Genomic DNA, 19,086 nt, shown 5'->3' on the forward strand with positions numbered 1-19,086 from the left:
GAGCCTGGAGGCGCCGGGGCAGTCCTGCAGCCCGAAGCCGTACGCAGGCGAACACCGCCGCCATGCGCGCTCGCACAACCGCGGGGGCAGTAGGCCAGGCAGGGCCGAGCGGGCGAGACCCCGCAGCGGTCGCTGCTGCTCCGACACGCGGGTGCGGCGGATCACAACGGGCTCAGTGACCGGGTGCGAGCGTCGCGGCGGCTTCGAGCATCAACCCGTGGACGAACGCTTGGGGCAGGTTGCCGCGCAGCTGGCGCTGGGCGACGTCGAACTCCTCCGCATAGAGGCCGGGCGGACCGCAGGCGGCACGGTTGCGTTCGAACCAGCGCACGGCTTCGACGTCGTTGTGCTGCTGGTGTTCCGCCAGGGCCATGACGAATCCGCACAGCAGGAAGGCGCCCTCGGCGTCCTGAAGGGGTCTCCGGTCGTGGCGGAACCGGTAGACGTGGTGGTCCTGCGCGAGATCGGCGCGCACCGCTCGCAGGGTGGCGACGGCGCGCGGGTCTTCGGCAGGCAGGGCGCCGCGGATGGCGGGCAGCAGCAGGGCCGCGTCCACGCCCGTCCGGCCTGGGGAGCGCTGCCACCGGCCGGTGGGGTGCAGGCAGTCGGCGGAGGTCTCCGCGAGGATCGCATCCGCCAGCGCCTCCCAGCCGGCGGCACGTAGTCGGAAACCTTCATCACCGAACTCCTCCACAGCGCGGGCGTGGCTCCTGGTGGGCGAACGAGGCCCGGAGAGCGGCTAACCGCTCGCGCCGCGATGAAACCGCCGTGGGTGATACCGCCCGGTGTCCGTGCGGAATCACCTGCCGGCCCGCAGGCCGTGGGCGGGCATGCCGGGCTCGGCACAGACGCTGCCCTGGACGGGGCCCGGCGGCGACCAGTCGGGGTTCCGGTGGGACGGGTGGCCCTGCCCCACGGCGGAGAACGGGCCGCTGCGAGTGTCGCGTTCAGGGGAACTAACCGGGTATGCGCCTTTTGAGGTACGGGTGATTCGTCAGGGACCGGACACAAGGAGGCACAGCCGATGGCTGTGAGACACGTCCTGATAGAGCGGGCTCCGCAGGCGGTGTGGAGCGTGTTGGGCGACCCGGCCGCGTACGGCCGGTGGGTGCCCGGCACGGGGCGGACCCGCCCGGGTGAGGGCCGGTGGCCCGCAGTCGGGTCGAGCTTGCGCTACACCGTCAGCGCCGGCCCGTTCCGCTTCGAAGGCCACATCGTCGTACGTGTGTCCGACAGTGGGCACCGGCTGGAACTGGAGGCCTTCGCCGGGCGGCTCGGCACCGTCCGGATCGCCATCGAGCTGATCGCGTGGGGCGACGCCACACTGGTGATCGTCGACGAGCACCCGCTGCGGGGCCTGGGCGGGAGCCTCCACACGGCGCCCGCTGACCTGGTGCTGGATCTGCGCCACCGCCGACTGCTCGCCCGCCTCGCCCGCACGGTCGAGCAGGCGCCCCGGGCGGCCGGCCTGGAAGCGTCCGCGTCGGGGGGAGGTCCGTCATGGCCGACGCCGTCGTGATCGGGGCCGGGCCGAACGGCCTGGTCGCCGCGAACGTGCTGGCCGACGCCGGCTGGGAGGTGGAGGTGCTGGAGGCCCAGGACCAGGCCGGCGGCGCTGTCCGCAGCGACCGCGGCGTCCACCCCGACTACGTCAGCGACCTGTTCAGCTCGTTCTACCCGCTGGCCGCCGCCTCGCCGGTGATCGCGGCCCTGCGCCTCGAAGAGCACGGCCTCGCCTGGAGCCACGCGCCGATCGTGCTCGCCCATCCCCTGCCCGACGGTCACTGCGCACTGCTGCGGCGCGGACCGGAGGCGAACATCGACGACATCGGGCGGAGCTTCGGCCGGCCGGACGCGCTCGCCTGGCGACGGCTGTCACAGCTCTGGCAGGACCTGGACCCGTACCTGGTAGGGGCGATGTTCGCGCCGTTCCCGCCGGTACGCGCCTGCCTGGCGCTGGCCGCGCGTCTCCGGGCGCCCGGCCTGCTGCGGCTGGCCCGCTTAGCGGCGCTGCCCGTACGGCGACTGGCCGAGGAGGAGTTCGACCGGGACGGCCCGGGGCTGCTGCTGGCCGGCTGCGCGCTGCACGCCGATCTACTGCCCGAATCGCCGGGCAGCGCCGCCTTCGGCTGGCTCATGGCGATGCTCGGCGAGCAGTACGGCTGGCCGGTACCGGTCGGCGGAGCCAGCGCCCTCAGCGGCGCCCTGGTGCGGCGTCTGGAATCGCGCGGGGGAACGATCCGCCGCGGTGCCCCGGTCAGCGAGGTCGTCGTCCGCGCCGGCCGGGCGCTGGGCATCCGCACCGCCCAGGGAGACTACGTCCGCGCGCGCCGAGCCGTGCTCGCCGACGTGCCCGCTCCGCACCTGTACGGCCGCCTGGTCCGGGAAGGACGCCTGCCGCCCGGATTCCGCGACGCCGTACGCCGCTTCCAGTGGGACTTCGCCACCGTCAAGGTCGACTGGGCCCTCGACGCGCCGATCCCCTGGACCGCCGAGCAGGCACACCGGGCCGGCACCGTCCACCTCGGCGCCGACTGGACGGAACTGAGCGACTACGCACTCCAGGTCAGCACCGGCCGTCTACCGGCCCGCCCCTTCGGGCTGCTCGGCCAGATGACCACCGCCGACCCGTCCCGCTCACCCGCGGGCACCGAATCGGCCTGGATCTACACCCACGTCCCCCAGCACATCGCCGACGACCTCGGGCCCGACGGCATCACCGGGTCCTGGGACGACAGGGAAAGCGAAGCCATCGCCCGCCGCATGGAAGCACAGGTCGAACGCTTCGCCCCCGGCTTCACCGGCCGGATCCAGGCCCGGCACGTACTCACCCCGCCGGTGCTGGAACACCTGGACCAGAACCTGGTCGGCGGGGCGATCAACTGCGGCACCGCGGCCCTCCACCAACAGGCGCTGCTCCGCCCGCTACCCGGCACGGGGCGGCCCGAGACCCCCATCCAGCGCCTCTACCTCGCCTCCGCCTCGGCCCACCCGGGCGGTGGCGTGCACGGCGCCTGCGGCGCGAACGCCGCCCGCGCCGCGCTCCGCGCCCAGGAAGCCCGGACCGGCCGGCTGCTGCGACCCGCCCTGGCCCGCGCCCAGCGGGCCCTGGCCGACCCAGGCGGGGGCGAGACGGCGTGACGCCGTCGGGCGGGCGGGACCCGCGGCCCGGGTAGGCCGGGATTGCAGGGGCTGTCACTGCGGGGGGCGGCCACCGCCGCAGGGGGCACCGAGCCCGGATACGGCAGCCCGGCGCGCGGCGGCTGTGCGACGCAGCACGACCTGGGGCAGGACGAGCCAGCTGGTGGCGAACCAGATCAGGCAGGCGGCGCTGAGGCCCCAGGCGGCGGCCGGGTTGCCGGTGGCGGTGCGCAGCAGGAGCAGCAGCGCGGCGGCGATGGTCAGGGCCAGGGTGATGAGTCCGACGGCGATGAGGCGACTGGCGACGTGGACCAGTTCGGGTTTCATGCCGTGGCCGGTGAGGAAGCGGTGGAAGGCCACGGGCGCGATCAGGGCTCCGGTGGCGACGGCGCCGAGGACGACGGTGGCGACGCAGCAAACTCCCTCCGTACACGGGCCGCGATCATCCGAGCATGCCACCACGCATCGTCGGAGACGATCCGCACGGCGGCTCTGGCCCGTCGTTTCCCACAGGTCCGTGATGAGCAGCCGTCCGCCGGAGGACCTGCCCCGCCCGGTACGCATACCTGCCGGACAGGCCGGTGGTCCGCGCCGGCCGTGCGCTCCTGGCGCTCCCGGCAGGCGGAGAATCACGTTGCAGAGGGCGTCGGCGCGCTCGTCCCTGTCCGGCCTGCCGAGCTCCACCCATGTGGCTGCGACATGCAACACTCCTCGAAAGCAAGGGAGTTGTGCAGATATCCAGCCTGCCGACTGGCGCGTGGGCGCTGGGGTAGGCGCGTTGGCATGCGTCGGCCCACCGGAGGCCGACGCACACAGCCGTCGCAGGAGGGTGATCCGATGCAGAAGTCCGCTGTCCGCCCGATGCCCGTCACGTTCCCCGACAGCCCGCTGCCCGACGTCCCGGTCGACGTGGAGCTCCGCTTCGACACGGCCCTTCCGTATGCGGCATGCCTGGTGTTCCCGCTGACCCCGTGCGGCTGCACCGGCTCCGACGCCGAGGTGTGCTGGTACTTCAGCCGGGATCTACTGAACGAGGGGCGCCACGTCCCCACCGGCACCGGGGACGTCAAGATCAGCCCCGGACCGGTCGGCGAAGTCCTCATCACCCTGCAGGGCCCCGACGGCCGGGCGGTGCTCAGCGCCCCGGAGGACGCCGTGACAGCCTTCCTCACGGACTCGTTCACCCTGGTGCCCGCAGGATCGGAAACCGACCACCTGGATATCGACGCCACCCTCGCCCGGCTGCGCGCCGCCGGCTGACCGCACGAAGTGCGCCGGCCGGGCGCCCGGCGCCGCACGGGTGCCCATGGCCGTCCGGCATCAGGGCGAGGGCGTGGTACACGCCGGCCGCGATGGCGAGGACGACCTCCAGGCCTGTCACTTGGCGCGGCACCGAGCTGGTGGCCCGGTTGCCGGTGCCGAGCTGGCCGTTGATGCCGCGCCCCCAGGCGAAGACCTGGCCGTTCTCCAGCAGGGCGAGGCTGAAGTCCGCGCCGCCCGCGTCAAGCCGCACACCCCCGACGACGCCGAAGTGTGGGCCGGCGCCACCCTCGCCCTCCACGCCCGGAGCATCGGCAGCAGCCGGGATGCACAACGCCTGCACGCCCGACTGCTCGCGCTGCCGCAGCAGTGACCGACACCCACCTTCCCCCGCCCCCACCACGGCCACGTCCCGCTTCCCTGCCCGTGGCCCGGACGGGGTTGGCCGGGTCGGCTGGGGTCAGGCCTGGGCGGGGTGGGTGAGGGCGTGCCAGGCGCCGTAGCCGCCGAGGAGGTCGGAGACGTCGGGGTGGCCGTGGTGGCGCAGCAGGCTGGCGGCGATGGAGGAGCGGTGGCCGCTGGCGCAGTGGATGACGAGGGGGTGGTCGGTGGGGATTTCGTCGAGGCGGGTGGGGAGTTCGGTCAGGGGGATGTGGAGGGCTCCTTCGATGAAGCCGGTTTCGCGTTCGCCGCAGGTGCGGACGTCGAGGACGGTGGGGGGCTGTTCGGCGGTGAGGGTGGTGCGGAGTTGGTCGGCGGTGAGGCGGCTGGCGGGGGTGAGGTGGTCGGCGAGGGCGGGCAGGGCGTTGTCGGGGTTGCGCAGGTAGCCGGCGATGTGGTCGAAGCCGATGCGGGCGAGGCGGGTGACGACCTCGCCTTCGCGGTCCTGCGGGGCGATGATCGCGATGGTGCTGTCGGGGGTGAGGACGGTGCCGGCCTGTTCGGCGAAGCGGCCGTCGAGGGGGACGTTGACGGCGCCGCGCAGGTGTCCGGCGCCGAAGTCCTGGGGGTTGCGGGCGTCGAGGACGACGGCGCCCGCGGTTCGGGCCTCCTTGAAGCCTTCGGGGCACAGGGGGCGGGTGGCGTGCGTGCGGTCGAGCAGCGGGCGGTCCTGCCGGTTGAGGGCGGCGTCGTGGCCGAAGTAGGCGGGGGCGGCGGACTGGCCGGCGGTGACGATGCGGACGAAGGTGTCCTGGTCCATGGGCTGGCAGGCGTAGTTGGTCAGTCGCTGCGCGCCGATGGTGGACTGGCGGTCGGTGGAGAGGTTCTTGCCGCAGGCCGAGCCGGCGCCGTGGGCGGGGAAGACGAGGGTCTCGTCGGGCAGGCCCATCAGCTTGCGGTGGACGCTGTCGTAGAGCATCGCGCCGAGTTCGGCGGCGGTGACGCCGACCGAGGCGAGCAGGTCGGGGCGGCCGACGTCGCCGATGAACAGCGCGTCGCCGGTGAGCACGCCGTACGGGACGGTGTCGTCGGGCTGCTCGAAGACCAGGATGCTGATCGACTCGGGCGTGTGCCCGGGGGTCTCCATGATCTGCAGGGTGACGTCGCCGAGTTCGATCCGTTCGCCGTCGGTGAGGTGGCGGATGGGGTAGTCGGTCTCCGCGCGGCGGCCGTACCCGATCCAGGCGCCGGTGCGGTCGGCCAGTTCGAGGTGGCCGGCGAGGAAGTCGGCGTGGAAGTGGGTGTTGATGACGCCGACGACGGTCAGGCCGCGTGCCGTGACGTCGGCGAGGTACTCGTCGACATCCCGGCGGGGGTCGACGATCACGGCCTGGCCGGTGCGCTCGTCGGCGATCAGGTACGAGGCCTGGGAGAGGCAGTCGAGGTAGAACTGGGCGAAGTACACGGGGGACCTTCCTGGGCGGCATAGGACTGGGCGGCTCGGGGCCGGGCGGTGCGGGGGTGGGCGGCTCGTAGGCCTGGGCGGTGTCGGGCGCCGCAGCGCCGTTCTGATACCCCCCTCGGTATATTTGCGAGCATACGACTGCCCGAGCCGATACGGGACGGGGTATCGCCGAGCGATTTCGATAATACCCCCGGGGGTACTATGGTGAGGCACCGAGGGGCCGGCCACCGCCGCCGAGCCAGGTACGGGCCAGTCGCCGGCGGGGCCGAGGACGCACCGGTCATGCCACGCACCCGGCACACCACCCGCACCGGGCCACCGGGCCCGTACGGACGCCCGCGCCGCCCCCGACCCGCCGGACCACTGCGGTCCGGTCTGCACCACTGGAGACACCTCATGCCCTTGCTGCCGCACGCCCACGGGCCCTACGCCCGCCGGCCCGACGCCCACGGACCGGGCGCCCCCGGGCGGGCCACCCCCGCCGAGGCCCACGAGCTCGCCCGCACCGGCGCCGCCGTGCTGCTGGACGTCCGGGAGGCCGCCGAGTTCGCCGCCGGACACGCCCCCGGCGCGCTGCACCAGCCGTTGATCGGGCTGGCCGCCGGTGTCCCGCTGCCGACCGGGGCGGCCGGGCGGACCGTGCTGGCGATCTGCCGCTCCGGCAACCGATCCGGGCGCGCGGCGGAACTGCTCGCGCGGCGCGGCGTCGAGGCGCTGAACGTGGTCGGCGGCATGGGTGCCTGGGCGCTGGCCGGGCTGCCGGTCACCACGTCCGACGGCGGCGCCGGGCACGTGATATGACCACGCTGATCCTGGCGCTCGCCGCCGGTGCGGTGGTCGGGCTGGCCCTGGGCGGGCTGGGCGGCGGCGGCAGCATGCTCGCCGTCCCCGCCCTGGTCTACCTGCTGGGCTTCAGCCCGGCGCTGGCCACCACCGCCAGCCTGGTGATCGTCGCCGCGACCTCGCTGACCGGGCTGCTCGCCCACGCCCGGGCGGGCCGGGTCCGCTGGCGCACCGGCGCGCTGTTCGCCGCCGCCGGACTGCCCGCCGCCATGGCCGCCGGGGCGCTGTCCGCCCATCTGCCGGGCGCGCTGCTGACCGGTGCCTTCTCGGTACTGGCAGCGCTCGCGGCCTGGCGGATGCTGAAGCCGCCCGCGAAGAACGCGCAGGAACGTTCCGCCGCCGGAGTCGGCCGCTCCACGGCGGCGGGCGCCGGGCTCGGCGCCGTCACCGGACTGCTCGGCGTCGGCGGCGGCTTCCTCGCCGTACCGGCCCTGGTCTCGGTGCTCGCCTTCACCATGGCCGAGGCCGTCGGCACCAGCCTTCTGGTCATCACCGCCAACTCGCTCGCCGCCCTGCTGCCCCGCCTCGGCTCGGCCGGGGCGATCGACTGGGCCGTGGCCGCCCCCTTCACCGGGGCGGCGATCCTCGGCGCCTGGGACGGCAAGCGGCTGGCCGACAAGCTCAGCGGGCGCACCCTCCAGAAGGCCTTCGCCGTCGCCCTGCTCGCCGTCGCCGCGCTGATGCTCATCACCACGGTGAGCTGATCACCACGGTGGGCTGATCACCACGACGAGCCGCCCCCGAGCCTCCCCCGAACCTCCCCGCACCACCACCGACACCCCCACCCGAGAGGACCCCCACCCCCATGACCACGCCGCTGACCGTCGAGCAGCTCCAGCCCCGCCTCGGCCTGCTCACCCTCATCGACGTCCGCTCCCCCGGCGAGTACGCCGCCGGCCACATCCCCGGCGCCCTGAACGTCCCGCTCGACCAGCTCGACCGCGCCCTGCCCGCGCTGCGCGAGGCCGCCGGGCAGGGCGAGATCGCCGTGGTCTGCGCCGCCGGGCCGCGCGCCGACAACGCCTGCCGCGTGCTGGCCGACGCCGGCATCCCGACCCTCACCCTGACCGGCGGCACCAACGCCTGGGCGAGCGCCGGGCGGCCGCTGGACCAGGTGGCCGGCGCCCGCCGGGTGTGGGCGCTGGACCGCCAGGTCCGCCTGGTGGCCGGCTCGCTGGTGCTGGCCGGCGTGCTGGTCGACCTCGCCCTGCCGGGTGCCCGCTGGGTCTCCGCCGCCGTCGGCGGCGGGCTGGCCTTCTCCGCGCTGACCAACACCTGCGCGATGGGCTCGATGCTCTCCAAGCTCCCGTACAACCGGCCCCGCCCCGGCACGCCGAGCCTGGACGAGACGCTCGCGGCCCTGACGCGCTGAGCCCAGCCTAAGCGCTGAGACCCTCGGGCCACTGAGCCCGGTCGCGGGCCGGGCCCCGACCGTCACGGGGCCCGGACCGCGACCGTTCCCAGATCGTGAAGGCCCCTGCCCACCCCCGGGCGGTTTCCAGGGGCCTTCACCTCTTCTCCCAGCTGTCTCCCGGAAGCCGTCACCGCGCATCCCGTTGACGTGGCCGAGCCCACCATGTGAAATGTCACCCATCACATGCGATGCATCGTAACGCACACCACCCATCCGATTTGAACGTTCAAACGCCATCGCCCCGCCACCCGACCCCGACCGGAGGTAGCTCCCGCCATGCCGCCCCGCCCCCGCGCCTTACCCACCGGTCTCGCCCTCCTGGCCGTCCTCGCCGCCCAGGCCCTCGGCGCCGCCCCGGCCCCGGCGGCCGCCGGAACGCCGCTCGTCGACGGCGGCGGCTACCTCCTCGGCTCCGCCCTGGACGGCAGCTGCCTCGGCCCGCAGTACGCCCAGCCCGCCCCCGGCACCCCGGTGGTCGGCGCCGCCTGCGGGCGGCTGCTCAGCCAGCGCTGGCAGCTGCGCCGCGCCGGCACCGACTACCTGCTGGTCAACGCCGCCAGCGGCCGCTGCCTCACCCTCGGCGGCCCGGACCGCCGCCCCGCCACCGCCGACTGCGGCAGCTCCCCCGAGGCCGAGCGCTTCACCGTCTCCCGCGCGCCGCAGGGCACCTACACCCTCACCACCCGCGGCACCGGCGGCTGCCTGACCGCCGACCCGGCCCCGGTGGCCCACCACTGCGACAACCGCCCCACCCACCGCTGGACGCTCACCCGCACCGAGCCGCTGGTCCTCGCCGACCCCGGCTTCGAGCAGAGCGGCACGAGCGACACGAGCGACACGAGCGGCACGAACGGCACGAACGGCACGAACGGCGCCGCCACCGCCGGCAGCACCTCCGGCGGCTGGACCTTCACCCCCCACACCGGCACCGCCACCAACAACCCGCACGGCGGTGCCCGCCTCGCCTACCTCGACGCCGGCCCCGGCTACGCGGTGAGCCAGCAGGTGACCGCCGTCACCGCGGGCAGCTACGACCTGTCCGCCTGGATCGCGACGGGCGGCGCCGGCGGCAGCCTCTCGGTGAGCGTCAACGGCACCGTGGTGCGCTCCCTCCCGCTGCCCGAGCAGTCCCTCTACGCGAAGTACACCCTCCCCCGGGTCCGGGTCGCCCCCGGCGACCGGCTGACCCTCACCATCGGCTCCTCCCCCACGGGTTGGATCAACGTGGACGACGCCGCCGTCGCCCCGGCCGCCCCCAACGACCCGGTGATCAGCTCCTCCGACCCCGAGGCCGTCGCCCTCTTCGACTGGGCCAAGGCCAAGGCCAACAGCTGGGTGCAGCAGGCCGGCGCCACCGGCGTGCTCGACCAGGACGAGAACCACCCCGGCGGCACCGGCACCACCACCTACGACGCCACCTACTGGGCCGGCTACCCGTTCCGCTCCGCCTTCTACAGCCGCGACTTCGCCCACCAGCTGGTCGGCGCCCACCTGCTCGGCCTGGACGCCGAGAACAAGACCATGCTGCGCGGCTTCGCGGCCTCCGCCACCGAGGTCAACAAGCTCTACCCGGTCTGGGCGCTCAACTTCGACGCCCGCAACTACGGCGCCATCGACTACCGGAGCCCCGACCGCTTCGTCCGCGAGCTGCCCGCGCCGTTCGAACTCGTCCAGCAGGCCGGCGAGGCCTACCGCTGGACCGGCGACCGCGACTACGCCGAGGACCCGGGCCTGGGCCGGTACGTGCGCAACACCCTCGGCCCGTTCATCGCCGCCCGCCCCGGCCCGGTCGACAACGGCGGGGTGCCGATCCCGCAGGCCACCAGCCGCAGCATCTTCGCCGGCACCGCCAGCTACGCCGAGAACGCCACCCGCACCTACGCCGAGGCCGGGGACGCGGTCGGCGCCCAGTACCAGGCCTACCTCTCCGCCGCCGCGCTGGCCGACGCCCGGGGCGACGCCGCCTCCGCCGCCGGCTACCGGAAGGCCTCCGATCAGCTGCGCACGTACGTCAACTCCACCTGGAGCGTGGACGGTTCGCAGCCCGGCGAGGTCGTCCACGGCTACGACACCGCCAGCAAGCCGATCACCGGCTGGGGCTACGAGGCGAGCGTGCTGATGCCGGTCAAGGGGCTGCTCGACCCGGGCCCGCGCCGGGACGCCCAGCTCGCCGCCATCGACGCCGCCGACTCCGGCCCGGAGCGCTCGGCGAACCTGGAGGCCTACACCTACCTGCCGGACGCCTTCTTCGCCAACCACGACGGCAGCACCGCCTGGAAGTGGATGCGGCACGTCTACGAGAGCGTCGGCGAGCCGCACGTGAGCGGCGCGATGCTGAACGGCGACTACCCCGAGGTCCCGTTCACCCTGCTCGCCCAGACCGTCCAGGGCCTGCTCGGCGTCACCCCCGACGCCGCCGGCCACGCGCTCTCCACCACCCCGCGGCTGCCCGCCTCGATGGGCTGGCTCCAGGTCGCGGGCATCCCGGTGGGCGGCGGCACGGTGACCGTCCGCCACGACGGCGCGCAGCGCAGCACCGTCACCAACACCGGTACGGAGCCTGTGACTTGGGAGGCCCGCTTCCCCGGTCAGCACGCCCGCGCCACCGTCGACGGCGAGCAGCGGGAGGCCCGCACCACGACCGTCGACGGCACGACCTACACCTCCACCACCGTGACCCTCGCGCCCGGACACTCCGCGACCGCGACCGTCACCGACTGACCCCCACACAGCACAATCCGCGGCCGGCCGGCCCCACCCGGCCGGCCGCACCCCCTCACTTCCTGACGGTTCGTCATCTCACCATCCCCCACCCCTCAGGAGGGCGCTCATGCGCCGAACCCGCCGCCGTTTCGCGGCATCCCTGCTCTCCCTCGCGCTCGCGACCGCCGGCCTCGGAGCCGTCGGCCTCGGCACGGCCGCTCCCGCCACCGCCACCCCCACCCCCACCGCGATCGGCACCGGCCCCGGCCTCGGCAACGGCAACGCCCCGACCCCGCCGATGGGCTGGAACTCCTGGAACTCCCTCGGCACCGAGGTCACCCAGGACCAGGTCGTCCAGACCATCGACTTCATGGCCGCCAACGGCCTGGTCGCGGCCGGCTACGACACCGTCACCATCGACGACGGCTGGTCGCTCTGGCACCGCGACGGCCAGAGCTCCGACCTGGTCCGCAACGCCGACGGCGGCCTCCAGCTGTACGACAACGCCGGCAACCCGGTCAGCGGCACCGACGGCACCGGCAACGACCCCACCTCCGGCCACCTGGTCCCGCGCCCCGACCACTTCCCCGAGCGGACCGTCGACGGCCACACCGTCAACGGCATCGCGTACCTCGCCCAGTACGCGCACAGCAAGGGCATGAAGTTCGGCCTCTACGCCACCGACACCTACCTCACCTGCCAGATGCACCCCGGCAGCCTCGGCCACGAGTCCACCGACGCCGCCGACTTCGTCTCCTGGGGCGTCGACTTCGTCAAGTACGACGACTGCCCGTACGGCCCGCAGATCGTCGGCCCGGACGGGCACAACTACTACACCCAGGGCGAGGGCAAGGAGCTGACCCGCTCCATCTACGCCCGGGTGCAGACCTTCCAGCACGCCCTGGACGCCGCCTCCGCCGCCCAGGGGAAGCCCAAGGTCACCCTCAGCGTCTCCGCCCAGCCCGTCCACAGCGGGGTCCCGTACCTGCTCGCCGCCGACGACCCGGCCCGCACCGACCCGGTGGTCCAGGCCGCCGGGACGGCCCCCTTCCACGCCCCCGGCTACGCGCCCACCGGCATCTGGTGCGGCCAGGTCGCCAACCTCTGCCGGATCGGCGGCGACCGGGACAGCGAGCTCGACGGGGTGCTCTGGAACGGGCAGTTGCAGACCGCGCTGCAGTACCCGGGCAACGTCCGCCCGGGCAGCTGGAACGACCTGGACATGATGTTCACCGGCTGGCAGGACGTCTACGGCCTGTGGGGCACCACGGACACCTGCACCTGCCACAAGCCCTTCACCGACGACGAGTCGCGGACGGAGGCCTCGGTCCTCGCCATGCTCGCCGCGCCGATGATCTCCGGCGCCGACCTGCGCACCGCCGCGCAGTCGCAGCACAGCGCGGACGGCTACACCTGGTCCACCGGGATCAACGACACCAGCCTGGCGATCCTGAAGAACAAGGAGGTCATCGCCGTCGACCAGGACGGCCTGGCGAAGCCCGCCACCCTGGTCGGCGCCAAGCCGGCCGACGGGCACGCCCCGGTGGTCCTCAAGCGGCAGCTCGCCAACGGCGACACCGCCGTGCTGCTGGTCAACCAGGACCCGTCGGCCGGCCGCACCGTCGCCACCAGCCTGGCCGAACTCGGCCTCGGCGGCTCCGGCTACCAGGCCAAGGAGCTGTGGACGGGCGCGGGTTCGACCGTCACCGGCCCGATCAGCGCCTCCCTCCCGCCGCACGGCGCGGCCCTCTACCGGCTCGCCAAGCAGGGCACCGGCGGGCCGTCCGGCGTGGTCGACGACGGTGCGTACCACTCCCTGAGCAGCGGCGGCCTCGCGCTGTCCCTGCTCGGCTCGTGCACCGCGCCGCTCGGCTCGATCACCGACCTGGAGCCCGCGCGCCCCGGCGACCCGGCGCAGCAGTGGACCTTCGCCAGTAACCCCGACGGGACCGTCCGGATCAGCGACAACTGCGCCACCGGCACCCACCGGCACACCGTGCTCTCCGCCGGGGCCTCGGCCGGTGACAGCGCCTACCTGCTCGACCTGTCGCCCGGCAACCCCTGGCAGGAGTGGAAGCTGACCCAGGACCAGGCCACCGGTTCCGTCACCGTCACCAACGTCGCCACCGGCCTCGCCCTCGACGCGGGCGCCGGCACCGCCGGAACCCCCGTCACCACCCGCCCGGCCACCGGCCAGCGCTGGACCCTCGGGTCCTGAGGGCCCGCTCAGTCCCTCGTGCCGGCCGTCCGCCGCGTGGCGCGGACGGCCGGCATCCGGACCAGTACCGCCACGCTCAGCCCGAAGACGACCACGCCCAGCGGGACGTGGACCGACGGCACGTGCGCGACGCCCAGCACGACCTGCGCCGAGGCCAGCACCAGGAACCCGGTGGCGTACAGGACCGGACGGGGCGAGCCGCCGCCGGGCCGCCAGGCCAGGACGGCGGCGAGCAGGTACAGCATCGAGGACCCGTACATCACGCGCGCGCCGACGCTGTGCAGCGTCTCGCCGTAGGAGGTGGAGAGCAGCAGCCCGGCCGTGACCGCCTGGAAGAGGACCGCCACGGTCTGGAGCGCCACGGAGGCCCGGAGGAAGGTGTGGGCACGCAGCCCCGCCGCCGTGCCCGTGCTGCCCGTGCTGCCCGTGGCCGCCTTCGCCGTCGTCCCGATGGCCATGACGCGCTCCCCTCTTCTGCCTCGCGGCAGCCGATCGATAGTGTCCCGCTCATCCGACGACACAGGCCGGCGAAGTGTGAGGCGAGGGTCCATGACGGACGAGCAGACCCGGGGAGCGGCCCCGACCGTGAGCACCCCCTCCGTACCGGACCCGGGCGTGGTCGTCGGCGAGCGGCGGCAGCTGATCAACCTGGCCTACCGGCTGCTCGGTTCGCTGGCCGAGGCCGAGGACGCGGTGCAGGAGACGTACGCCCGGTGGTACGCGCTGTCCCGGGAGCAGCAGGAGGCCATCGCCTCGCCGGGTGCCTGGCTGTCCACGGTGGCCGGCCGGGTCTGCCTGGACCAGCTCGGGTCGGCGCGGGCCCGGCGGGAGCGCTACGTCGGCGAGTGGCTGCCCGAGCCGCTGCCCGACCGCGGCGAGTGGGTCGGCGGCCCGGCCGGCGGCGGGCCGGCCGATCCCGCGGACTGGGTCACCCTGGACGAGTCGGTGACCATGGCCTTCCTGGTCGTCCTGGAGGCGGTGACCCCGGCGGAGCGGGTGGCGTTCATCCTGCACGACGTCTTCCGCTACCCCTTCCCCGAGGTGGCCGGGATCGTCGGCCGCACCCCGGCGGCCTGCCGCCAGCTGGCCTCCTCCGCCCGCCGCCGGATCAGGGCCGCCCGGGCCCCGGCGACCCCGACGGGCGCGCAGGCCGGACTGGTACGGGACTTCAAGCGGGCCTGGGAGGCCCGGGACATCGCGGCCCTGGTCGGCCTGCTCGCCCCCGACGCCACGATGACCGCCGACGGCGGCGGCCTGGCCGGCGCCGCCCTGCGCCCGGTGGTGGGCGGCGAGCGGATCGCCCGGTACCTGGTCCACTTCGCCGACCTCGCCCCCGGGCTCACCCTCCTCGAACGGACCGTCAACGGCCGCCCCGGCCTGGTCGCCCGGCTCGGCGGCCGCACCGCGACGGTGGCGGCCTTCGACCTGGCCGACGGCCGGATCACCCGCGTCTGGGCGGTCCGCAACCCGGAGAAGCTGCGCCCGTGGACCGCGTACGAGCCGGGCCTTGACCCGGAGCGCGAACCGCACGGCCGCTGAGTGGTCCTACAGCTCCACGTTTCGTCGCGGGTCAGCCCTTCGGGTGGTCGGGCGAGGCCGGGTCGAGCGAGGTCAGGAAGTTCCGCATGCCGTCGAGGTAGCCGGGGGTGAACAGCGAGCGCGGTGCGGCGACGGCGAGGAAGGTGCTGCGCAGCTCGGAGTCCTCGACGTCCTTGGGCACCATGTTGTGGGTCGAGTCCGGGAAGCGCAGGACGTGGAGCAGGCCCGGGGTGGTGACGAGGCGGCGGTAGGCGGCCTCGGTGTCGTCGCTGTCGACGTTGACGTCCCGGCCGCCGAGGACGAGCTGCACCGGCACCCGGAGGGCGGCGAGGTCCTCGGTGGCGTCGGCGAGGTGGTTGCGCTTGTTGAACGCCCAGCGCTCGGGGGTCAGCCCGTCGACGTCGCCGCCGGCGGCCCGGTACTCCTCGAAGGTCGAACCGGCCCGCAGGGCGGCCAGGTTGCGGTCGCTGCGGGCGACGGCGGCCGCGGTCTCCGCGGGCGAGGCGTGCCGTTCCCCCAGCTCGGCGAGCAGGTTGTAGCGGCCCTGCTGGAGCCAGTTGACGGCGGTGCCGACGGCGATCACGAACCTGACGTCCGGGGACTGCCGGGCGGCCTTGGGCATCACCCAGCCGGCCTGGCTGGCGCCCCAGAGCCCGATCCGGTTCGGGTCGATGCCGGGCTGGGCCTTGGCCCAGCGGATCGCGGCGAGGGTCTCGTCGACGCGGTCCTGCATGCTCTGGTCCAGCCAGTCGCCGGGGGCGTTGTTGACGCCGGGCTTGTCCCAGGAGAGCGTCGCGTACCCGGCCTTCGCCATGGCCTCCCAGAGCGGCCGGTAGAAGGTGTCGTGGGTGGCGTCCACGGGCCCGTCGCCGTGGACGAAGACCACCAGTCCGTACGGCCCGTGGCCGCCGGTGGGGCGGGCCAGGACGCCCTGGAGCGGCTGCCTGCCGCCGGTGACGGTGACCCGCTCCTCCGTGAGGTCGTACTCGTTCTGGTAGACCACCCAGCCGCCCGCGCCGGCCAGCAGCACGGCCACGGACAGCAGTGAGCCCCAGAGCCACCGGCGCCTGCCGAACATCTTCATAGCGTTCACCCATCAATCGTTCGTTTCGAAAACGACCGTAGCAGACATGAACGCAATGAAGTGATCGTCTTTCCCGCCGCCTACCCGGAGGCGGTCACCGCCCGACCGGCGCCGTCCCGGCCTCGGGAGCCACCCGCTCCGACACCACCGGCTCCGGCAGCGTCCGGAACAGCGCCCAGCTCAGCACCGGCATCAGCACCAGCGGCAGCAGCGCCGTACGCAGCGAGGTCGCGTCCGCGAGAGCGCCGATCACCGGGCTCGCCAACCCGCCGACGCTCACCGTCAGCCCGAGGGTGATCCCGCTCGCCGTACCGATCCGCGACGGCAGGTAGTCCTGCCCCAGCGTGACCTGCAGGGAGAACGGCACGTACAGGCCCGCCGAGGTCAGCGCCACGAACAGGTACAGCGCCGGGCCCGGCACCAGCAGCACCCCGGCCACCGCGACCGCCGCCACCAGGTACGACCAGCGGGCCACCGCCACCCGCCCCCACCGGTCCGCCAGCGCGCCGCCCAGCACCGAGCCCACCGCACCGCCCGCGTACAGCACCACCAGCGCCGCCGTGCCCGCCGCCGCACCGCCGCCCAGGCGCTGGGTGGTGAACAGCGAGAGGAAGGTGCTCAGCCCGACGAACGCGACCGAGCGGCAGACCACCGCCAGCGACAGCCGCACGAAGGCCGCACGGTCGTCGGCCCCCGGAACCGGCTCGCGCGCCTCCCCGGCCGCCCGCCGCCGCTCCAGCTCGCGCAGCACCGGCAGGCAGAGCGCGGCGCCCGCGAGCGCGGGCAGCGCCAGCAGCGGGGTCAGCCGCAGCCCGCCCGTCCCCACCACGGCGGCGACCAGCAGCGGGGCGGCGGCGAAGCCCAGGTTGCCGCCCAGCGAGAACCAGGCCATCCCCCGATGGGTGCCCAGGCCGCGCCGCCCGTCCCCCGCCCGCCGCGCCGCCAGCCGGGCCACCCGGGCCGACTCCGGGTGGTAGGCCGCCACCCCGACCCCGGACAGCGCCACGAAGGCCAGCGTCAGCCCGTACGAGCCGCCCACCCCGCTGAGCGCGATGCCCGCGCCGCCCAGCAGCGTGCTGACCGGCAGCAGCCAGGGCAGCGGCCGGCGGTCGGTGAGCGCCCCGAACAGCGGCTGCGCAACCGAGGAGAGCAGCGAGGCGGCGAGCACCACCCCGGACACGGCGGCGTAGCCGTAGTGGCGCTCGGCCGCGAAGAACGGCACCAGGGCCGCCACCGCGCCCTGGTAGACGTCCACACAGGAGTGCCCGACGGAGAGCAGGAGGATCGACCTTCGGTCGGAGGATCGTTTCGGCATGCCGCCAGCCTCGGGCCCGCACCCGCTGTCGGACTTCCGATAACCTGCCATCCGATGCCGAGAATCCGCCACGCTCCCGTCGCCTCGCGCCATACACCCGTCGTGACGCGCCACACTCCCGTCGCGTCGACCGAGGCCCGCCTGCTGCCCTCCGGCGGCGCCATCGACGCGCACCGGCACGACGACCACCAGATCGCCTACGCCGCCCGGGGCGTGGTCGGCATCACCACCGACGCCGGCTCCTGGGTCGCCCCCGGCGACCGCGCGCTGTGGATCCCGGCCGGCACCGTCCACGCCCACCAGGCCCACGGCGAACTCGAACTCCACCTGGTCGGCCTGCCCGCCGCCGACAACCCGCTCGGCCTGGACCGCCCGACCGTCCTCGCCGTCGGCCCTCTGCTGCGCGAACTGATCGTCGCCTACACCCGCACCCCCGACCAGGACACCCCCGAACGCGCCCGGCTGCGCGCCGTCCTGCTCGACCAGCTGCGCGCCTCCCCGCAGAGCCCGCTCCACCTCCCCACCCCCGCCACACCCCTGCTCCGCGCCCTGTGCGCGCTGCTGGAGGCCGACCCGGCCGACGGCCGTACGCTCGCCGAACTCGGCCACGCCGTCGGCGCCAGCGACCGCACCCTCTCCCGACTGTTCCGCGCCGACCTCGGCATGACCTTCCCCCAGTGGCGCACCCAGCTGCGGCTGCACCACGCCCTGGTACTGCTCGCCGAGGGCCTGCCCGTCACCACCGTGGCGCACCGCTGCGGCTGGGCCTCCGCCAGCGCCTTCATCGACGTGTACCGCCGCGCCTTCGGACACACCCCGGGCGGGCGCGCGCCGCGCTGAACGCCGTTGTCCGTACCGCGTGGCAGGCTGGGGGCATGTGCGGCCGCTTCGTCTCCACCACCACGCCCCAGGACCTCGTCTCCCTGCTCGGGGAGCTCCGGTGGGACCCGGCCGAGACCTTCGCGCCGAGCTGGAACGTCGCCCCGACCGACCCGGTCCCGGCCGTCCTGGAACGCGTCGACCGGGACACCGGCGAACTGCTGCGCCAACTGCGCCCGCTGCGCTGGGGCCTGGTCCCGTCCTGGGCCAAGGACCCGTCCGGCGGCGCCCGCCTGATCAATGCCCGCTCGGAGACCGTCGACACCAAGCCCGCCTTCCGCAAGGCCTTCACCACCCGCCGCTGCGTGATCCCCGCCGACGGCTACTTCGAGTGGCGCGAGGTCCCCGCCGCCGCCGACCGGAAGAAGTACAAGCAGCCCTACTTCCTCAGCACCGGCGGCCTGATGCTGATGGCCGGCCTCTACGAGTTCTGGCGCGACCACACCCGCCCCGAGGACGACCCGCTCGCCTGGCTGGCCACCGCCACCGTCATCACCACCGACGCCACCGACTCCGCCGGCCGCGTCCACGACCGGATGCCCCTCACCATCGCCCCCGACGACCTCGCCACCTGGCTCTCCCCCGCCCACACCGACCCCGCCGAACTCCACCACCTGCTGCACAGCCCCGCCGACGACACCCTGCGCGTCCGCGCCGTCCCCACCACCGTCAACAGCGTCCGCAACAACGGCCCCCACCTACTGGACACCGCCCCGGACCCACTGGGCCTGGCGGACTGAGGCCGAACCAGGGAGATTCCCAATGATGTTGTCAAGCCAGGGCGGTGACGCCTCGTGACTGCCTTACTGCGCTGGGGCGGCGTTCTTGGGCGCAACTGCATCGA

General features: G+C 74.3%; 17 protein-coding genes and 1 pseudogene. 11 read left to right on the forward strand and 7 right to left on the reverse strand.

From position 1 onward, the window contains the following. Window positions 1-172 precede the first annotated feature (172 nt). Window positions 173-649 (reverse strand): annotated as a pseudogene (locus ACFCY1_RS37870) (glycoside hydrolase family 15 protein); the annotation flags it as partial. 375 nt (window positions 650-1,024) lie between these two features. On the opposite strand from ACFCY1_RS37870, the gene ACFCY1_RS37875 reads away from it, so the two are divergent. Together ACFCY1_RS37875 and ACFCY1_RS37880 are read left to right on the forward strand one after the other, a co-directional pair. Further along, complete coding sequence (locus tag ACFCY1_RS37875; protein WP_375877468.1) at window positions 1,025-1,519, forward strand: SRPBCC family protein; 495 nt, start codon at window positions 1,025-1,027, stop codon at window positions 1,517-1,519. After that, window positions 1,501-3,141, forward strand: a complete 1,641-nt coding sequence (locus ACFCY1_RS37880; RefSeq protein WP_375877469.1) for a phytoene desaturase family protein — start codon at window positions 1,501-1,503, stop codon at window positions 3,139-3,141. Before ACFCY1_RS37875 ends, ACFCY1_RS37880 begins: the two co-directional genes overlap by 19 nt. Before the next feature lie 54 nt (window positions 3,142-3,195). Here the strand turns inward: ACFCY1_RS37880 and ACFCY1_RS37885 are convergent, their stop codons facing one another. Next, on the reverse strand, window positions 3,196-3,600 hold the full coding sequence (locus tag ACFCY1_RS37885; RefSeq protein ID WP_375877470.1) for a DUF6328 family protein: 405 nt from the start codon (window positions 3,598-3,600) through the stop codon (window positions 3,196-3,198). Window positions 3,601-3,978: 378 nt separating this feature from the next. Between ACFCY1_RS37885 and ACFCY1_RS37890 the strand changes: the two genes are divergently transcribed. Next, window positions 3,979-4,401 carry an SsgA family sporulation/cell division regulator gene (locus ACFCY1_RS37890; protein ID WP_049649631.1) on the forward strand — a complete coding sequence of 141 codons (423 nt, stop codon included), beginning with the start codon at window positions 3,979-3,981 and terminating at the stop codon, window positions 4,399-4,401. On the opposite strand, the gene ACFCY1_RS37895 is transcribed toward ACFCY1_RS37890, so the two are convergent. Beyond that, window positions 4,322-4,810 carry an RCC1 domain-containing protein gene (locus tag ACFCY1_RS37895; RefSeq protein WP_310593054.1) on the reverse strand — a complete coding sequence of 163 codons (489 nt, stop codon included), beginning with the start codon at window positions 4,808-4,810 and terminating at the stop codon, window positions 4,322-4,324. The two genes, ACFCY1_RS37890 and ACFCY1_RS37895, sit on opposite strands and share 80 nt — an antisense overlap. Before the next feature lie 51 nt (window positions 4,811-4,861). Beyond that, window positions 4,862-6,247 carry a rhodanese-like domain-containing protein gene (locus ACFCY1_RS37900; protein WP_375877471.1) on the reverse strand — a complete coding sequence of 462 codons (1,386 nt, stop codon included), beginning with the start codon at window positions 6,245-6,247 and terminating at the stop codon, window positions 4,862-4,864. Between the two features lie 396 nt (window positions 6,248-6,643). On the opposite strand from ACFCY1_RS37900, the gene ACFCY1_RS37905 reads away from it, so the two are divergent. From ACFCY1_RS37905 to ACFCY1_RS37925, 5 genes are all read left to right on the forward strand, one after another. Continuing rightward, entirely contained in the window at window positions 6,644-7,048 is a 405-nt protein-coding gene (locus ACFCY1_RS37905; RefSeq protein WP_375877472.1) for a rhodanese-like domain-containing protein, read from the forward strand. Further along, entirely contained in the window at window positions 7,045-7,794 is a 750-nt protein-coding gene (locus ACFCY1_RS37910) for a sulfite exporter TauE/SafE family protein (protein WP_074003096.1), read from the forward strand. Before ACFCY1_RS37905 ends, ACFCY1_RS37910 begins: the two co-directional genes overlap by 4 nt. Window positions 7,795-7,895: 101 nt before the next feature. Further along, window positions 7,896-8,462, forward strand: a complete 567-nt coding sequence (locus ACFCY1_RS37915) for a rhodanese-like domain-containing protein (protein WP_375877473.1) — start codon at window positions 7,896-7,898, stop codon at window positions 8,460-8,462. Window positions 8,463-8,780: 318 nt separating this feature from the next. After that, complete coding sequence (locus tag ACFCY1_RS37920) at window positions 8,781-11,225, forward strand: RICIN domain-containing protein (RefSeq protein WP_375877474.1); 2,445 nt, start codon at window positions 8,781-8,783, stop codon at window positions 11,223-11,225. A gap of 109 nt (window positions 11,226-11,334) precedes the next feature. After that, entirely contained in the window at window positions 11,335-13,425 is a 2,091-nt protein-coding gene (locus tag ACFCY1_RS37925; protein WP_375877475.1) for an alpha-galactosidase, read from the forward strand. A gap of 8 nt (window positions 13,426-13,433) precedes the next feature. On the opposite strand, the gene ACFCY1_RS37930 is transcribed toward ACFCY1_RS37925, so the two are convergent. Next, complete coding sequence (locus tag ACFCY1_RS37930) at window positions 13,434-13,883, reverse strand: hypothetical protein (RefSeq protein ID WP_375877476.1); 450 nt, start codon at window positions 13,881-13,883, stop codon at window positions 13,434-13,436. 91 nt (window positions 13,884-13,974) lie between these two features. On the opposite strand from ACFCY1_RS37930, the gene sigJ reads away from it, so the two are divergent. Then, window positions 13,975-14,964 (forward strand): RNA polymerase sigma factor SigJ, encoded by a 990-nt coding sequence (sigJ, locus tag ACFCY1_RS37935; RefSeq protein ID WP_375877477.1) that lies wholly within the window; start codon window positions 13,975-13,977, stop codon window positions 14,962-14,964. Between the two features lie 31 nt (window positions 14,965-14,995). On the opposite strand, the gene ACFCY1_RS37940 is transcribed toward sigJ, so the two are convergent. Together ACFCY1_RS37940 and ACFCY1_RS37945 are read right to left on the reverse strand one after the other, a co-directional pair. Beyond that, complete coding sequence (locus ACFCY1_RS37940) at window positions 14,996-16,048, reverse strand: alpha/beta hydrolase family protein (protein WP_375877481.1); 1,053 nt, start codon at window positions 16,046-16,048, stop codon at window positions 14,996-14,998. Between the two features lie 94 nt (window positions 16,049-16,142). Next, window positions 16,143-17,363 (reverse strand): MFS transporter, encoded by a 1,221-nt coding sequence (locus ACFCY1_RS37945; RefSeq protein ID WP_375877478.1) that lies wholly within the window; start codon window positions 17,361-17,363, stop codon window positions 16,143-16,145. A 54-nt stretch (window positions 17,364-17,417) separates the two neighbouring features. Here ACFCY1_RS37945 and ACFCY1_RS37950 point away from each other — a divergent pair, with 54 nt between their 5' ends. Further along, window positions 17,418-18,203, forward strand: coding sequence for a helix-turn-helix transcriptional regulator (locus ACFCY1_RS37950; protein ID WP_375877479.1), 786 nt, complete (start codon window positions 17,418-17,420; stop codon window positions 18,201-18,203). Window positions 18,204-18,238: 35 nt separating this feature from the next. Further along, on the forward strand, window positions 18,239-18,982 hold the full coding sequence (locus tag ACFCY1_RS37955; RefSeq protein WP_375877480.1) for an SOS response-associated peptidase: 744 nt from the start codon (window positions 18,239-18,241) through the stop codon (window positions 18,980-18,982). Window positions 18,983-19,086 lie beyond the last annotated feature (104 nt).

The sequence above is a fragment of the Kitasatospora sp. NPDC056273 genome (assembly GCF_042268845.1).
In the GTDB taxonomy this organism is placed as follows: domain Bacteria; phylum Actinomycetota; class Actinomycetes; order Streptomycetales; family Streptomycetaceae; genus Kitasatospora.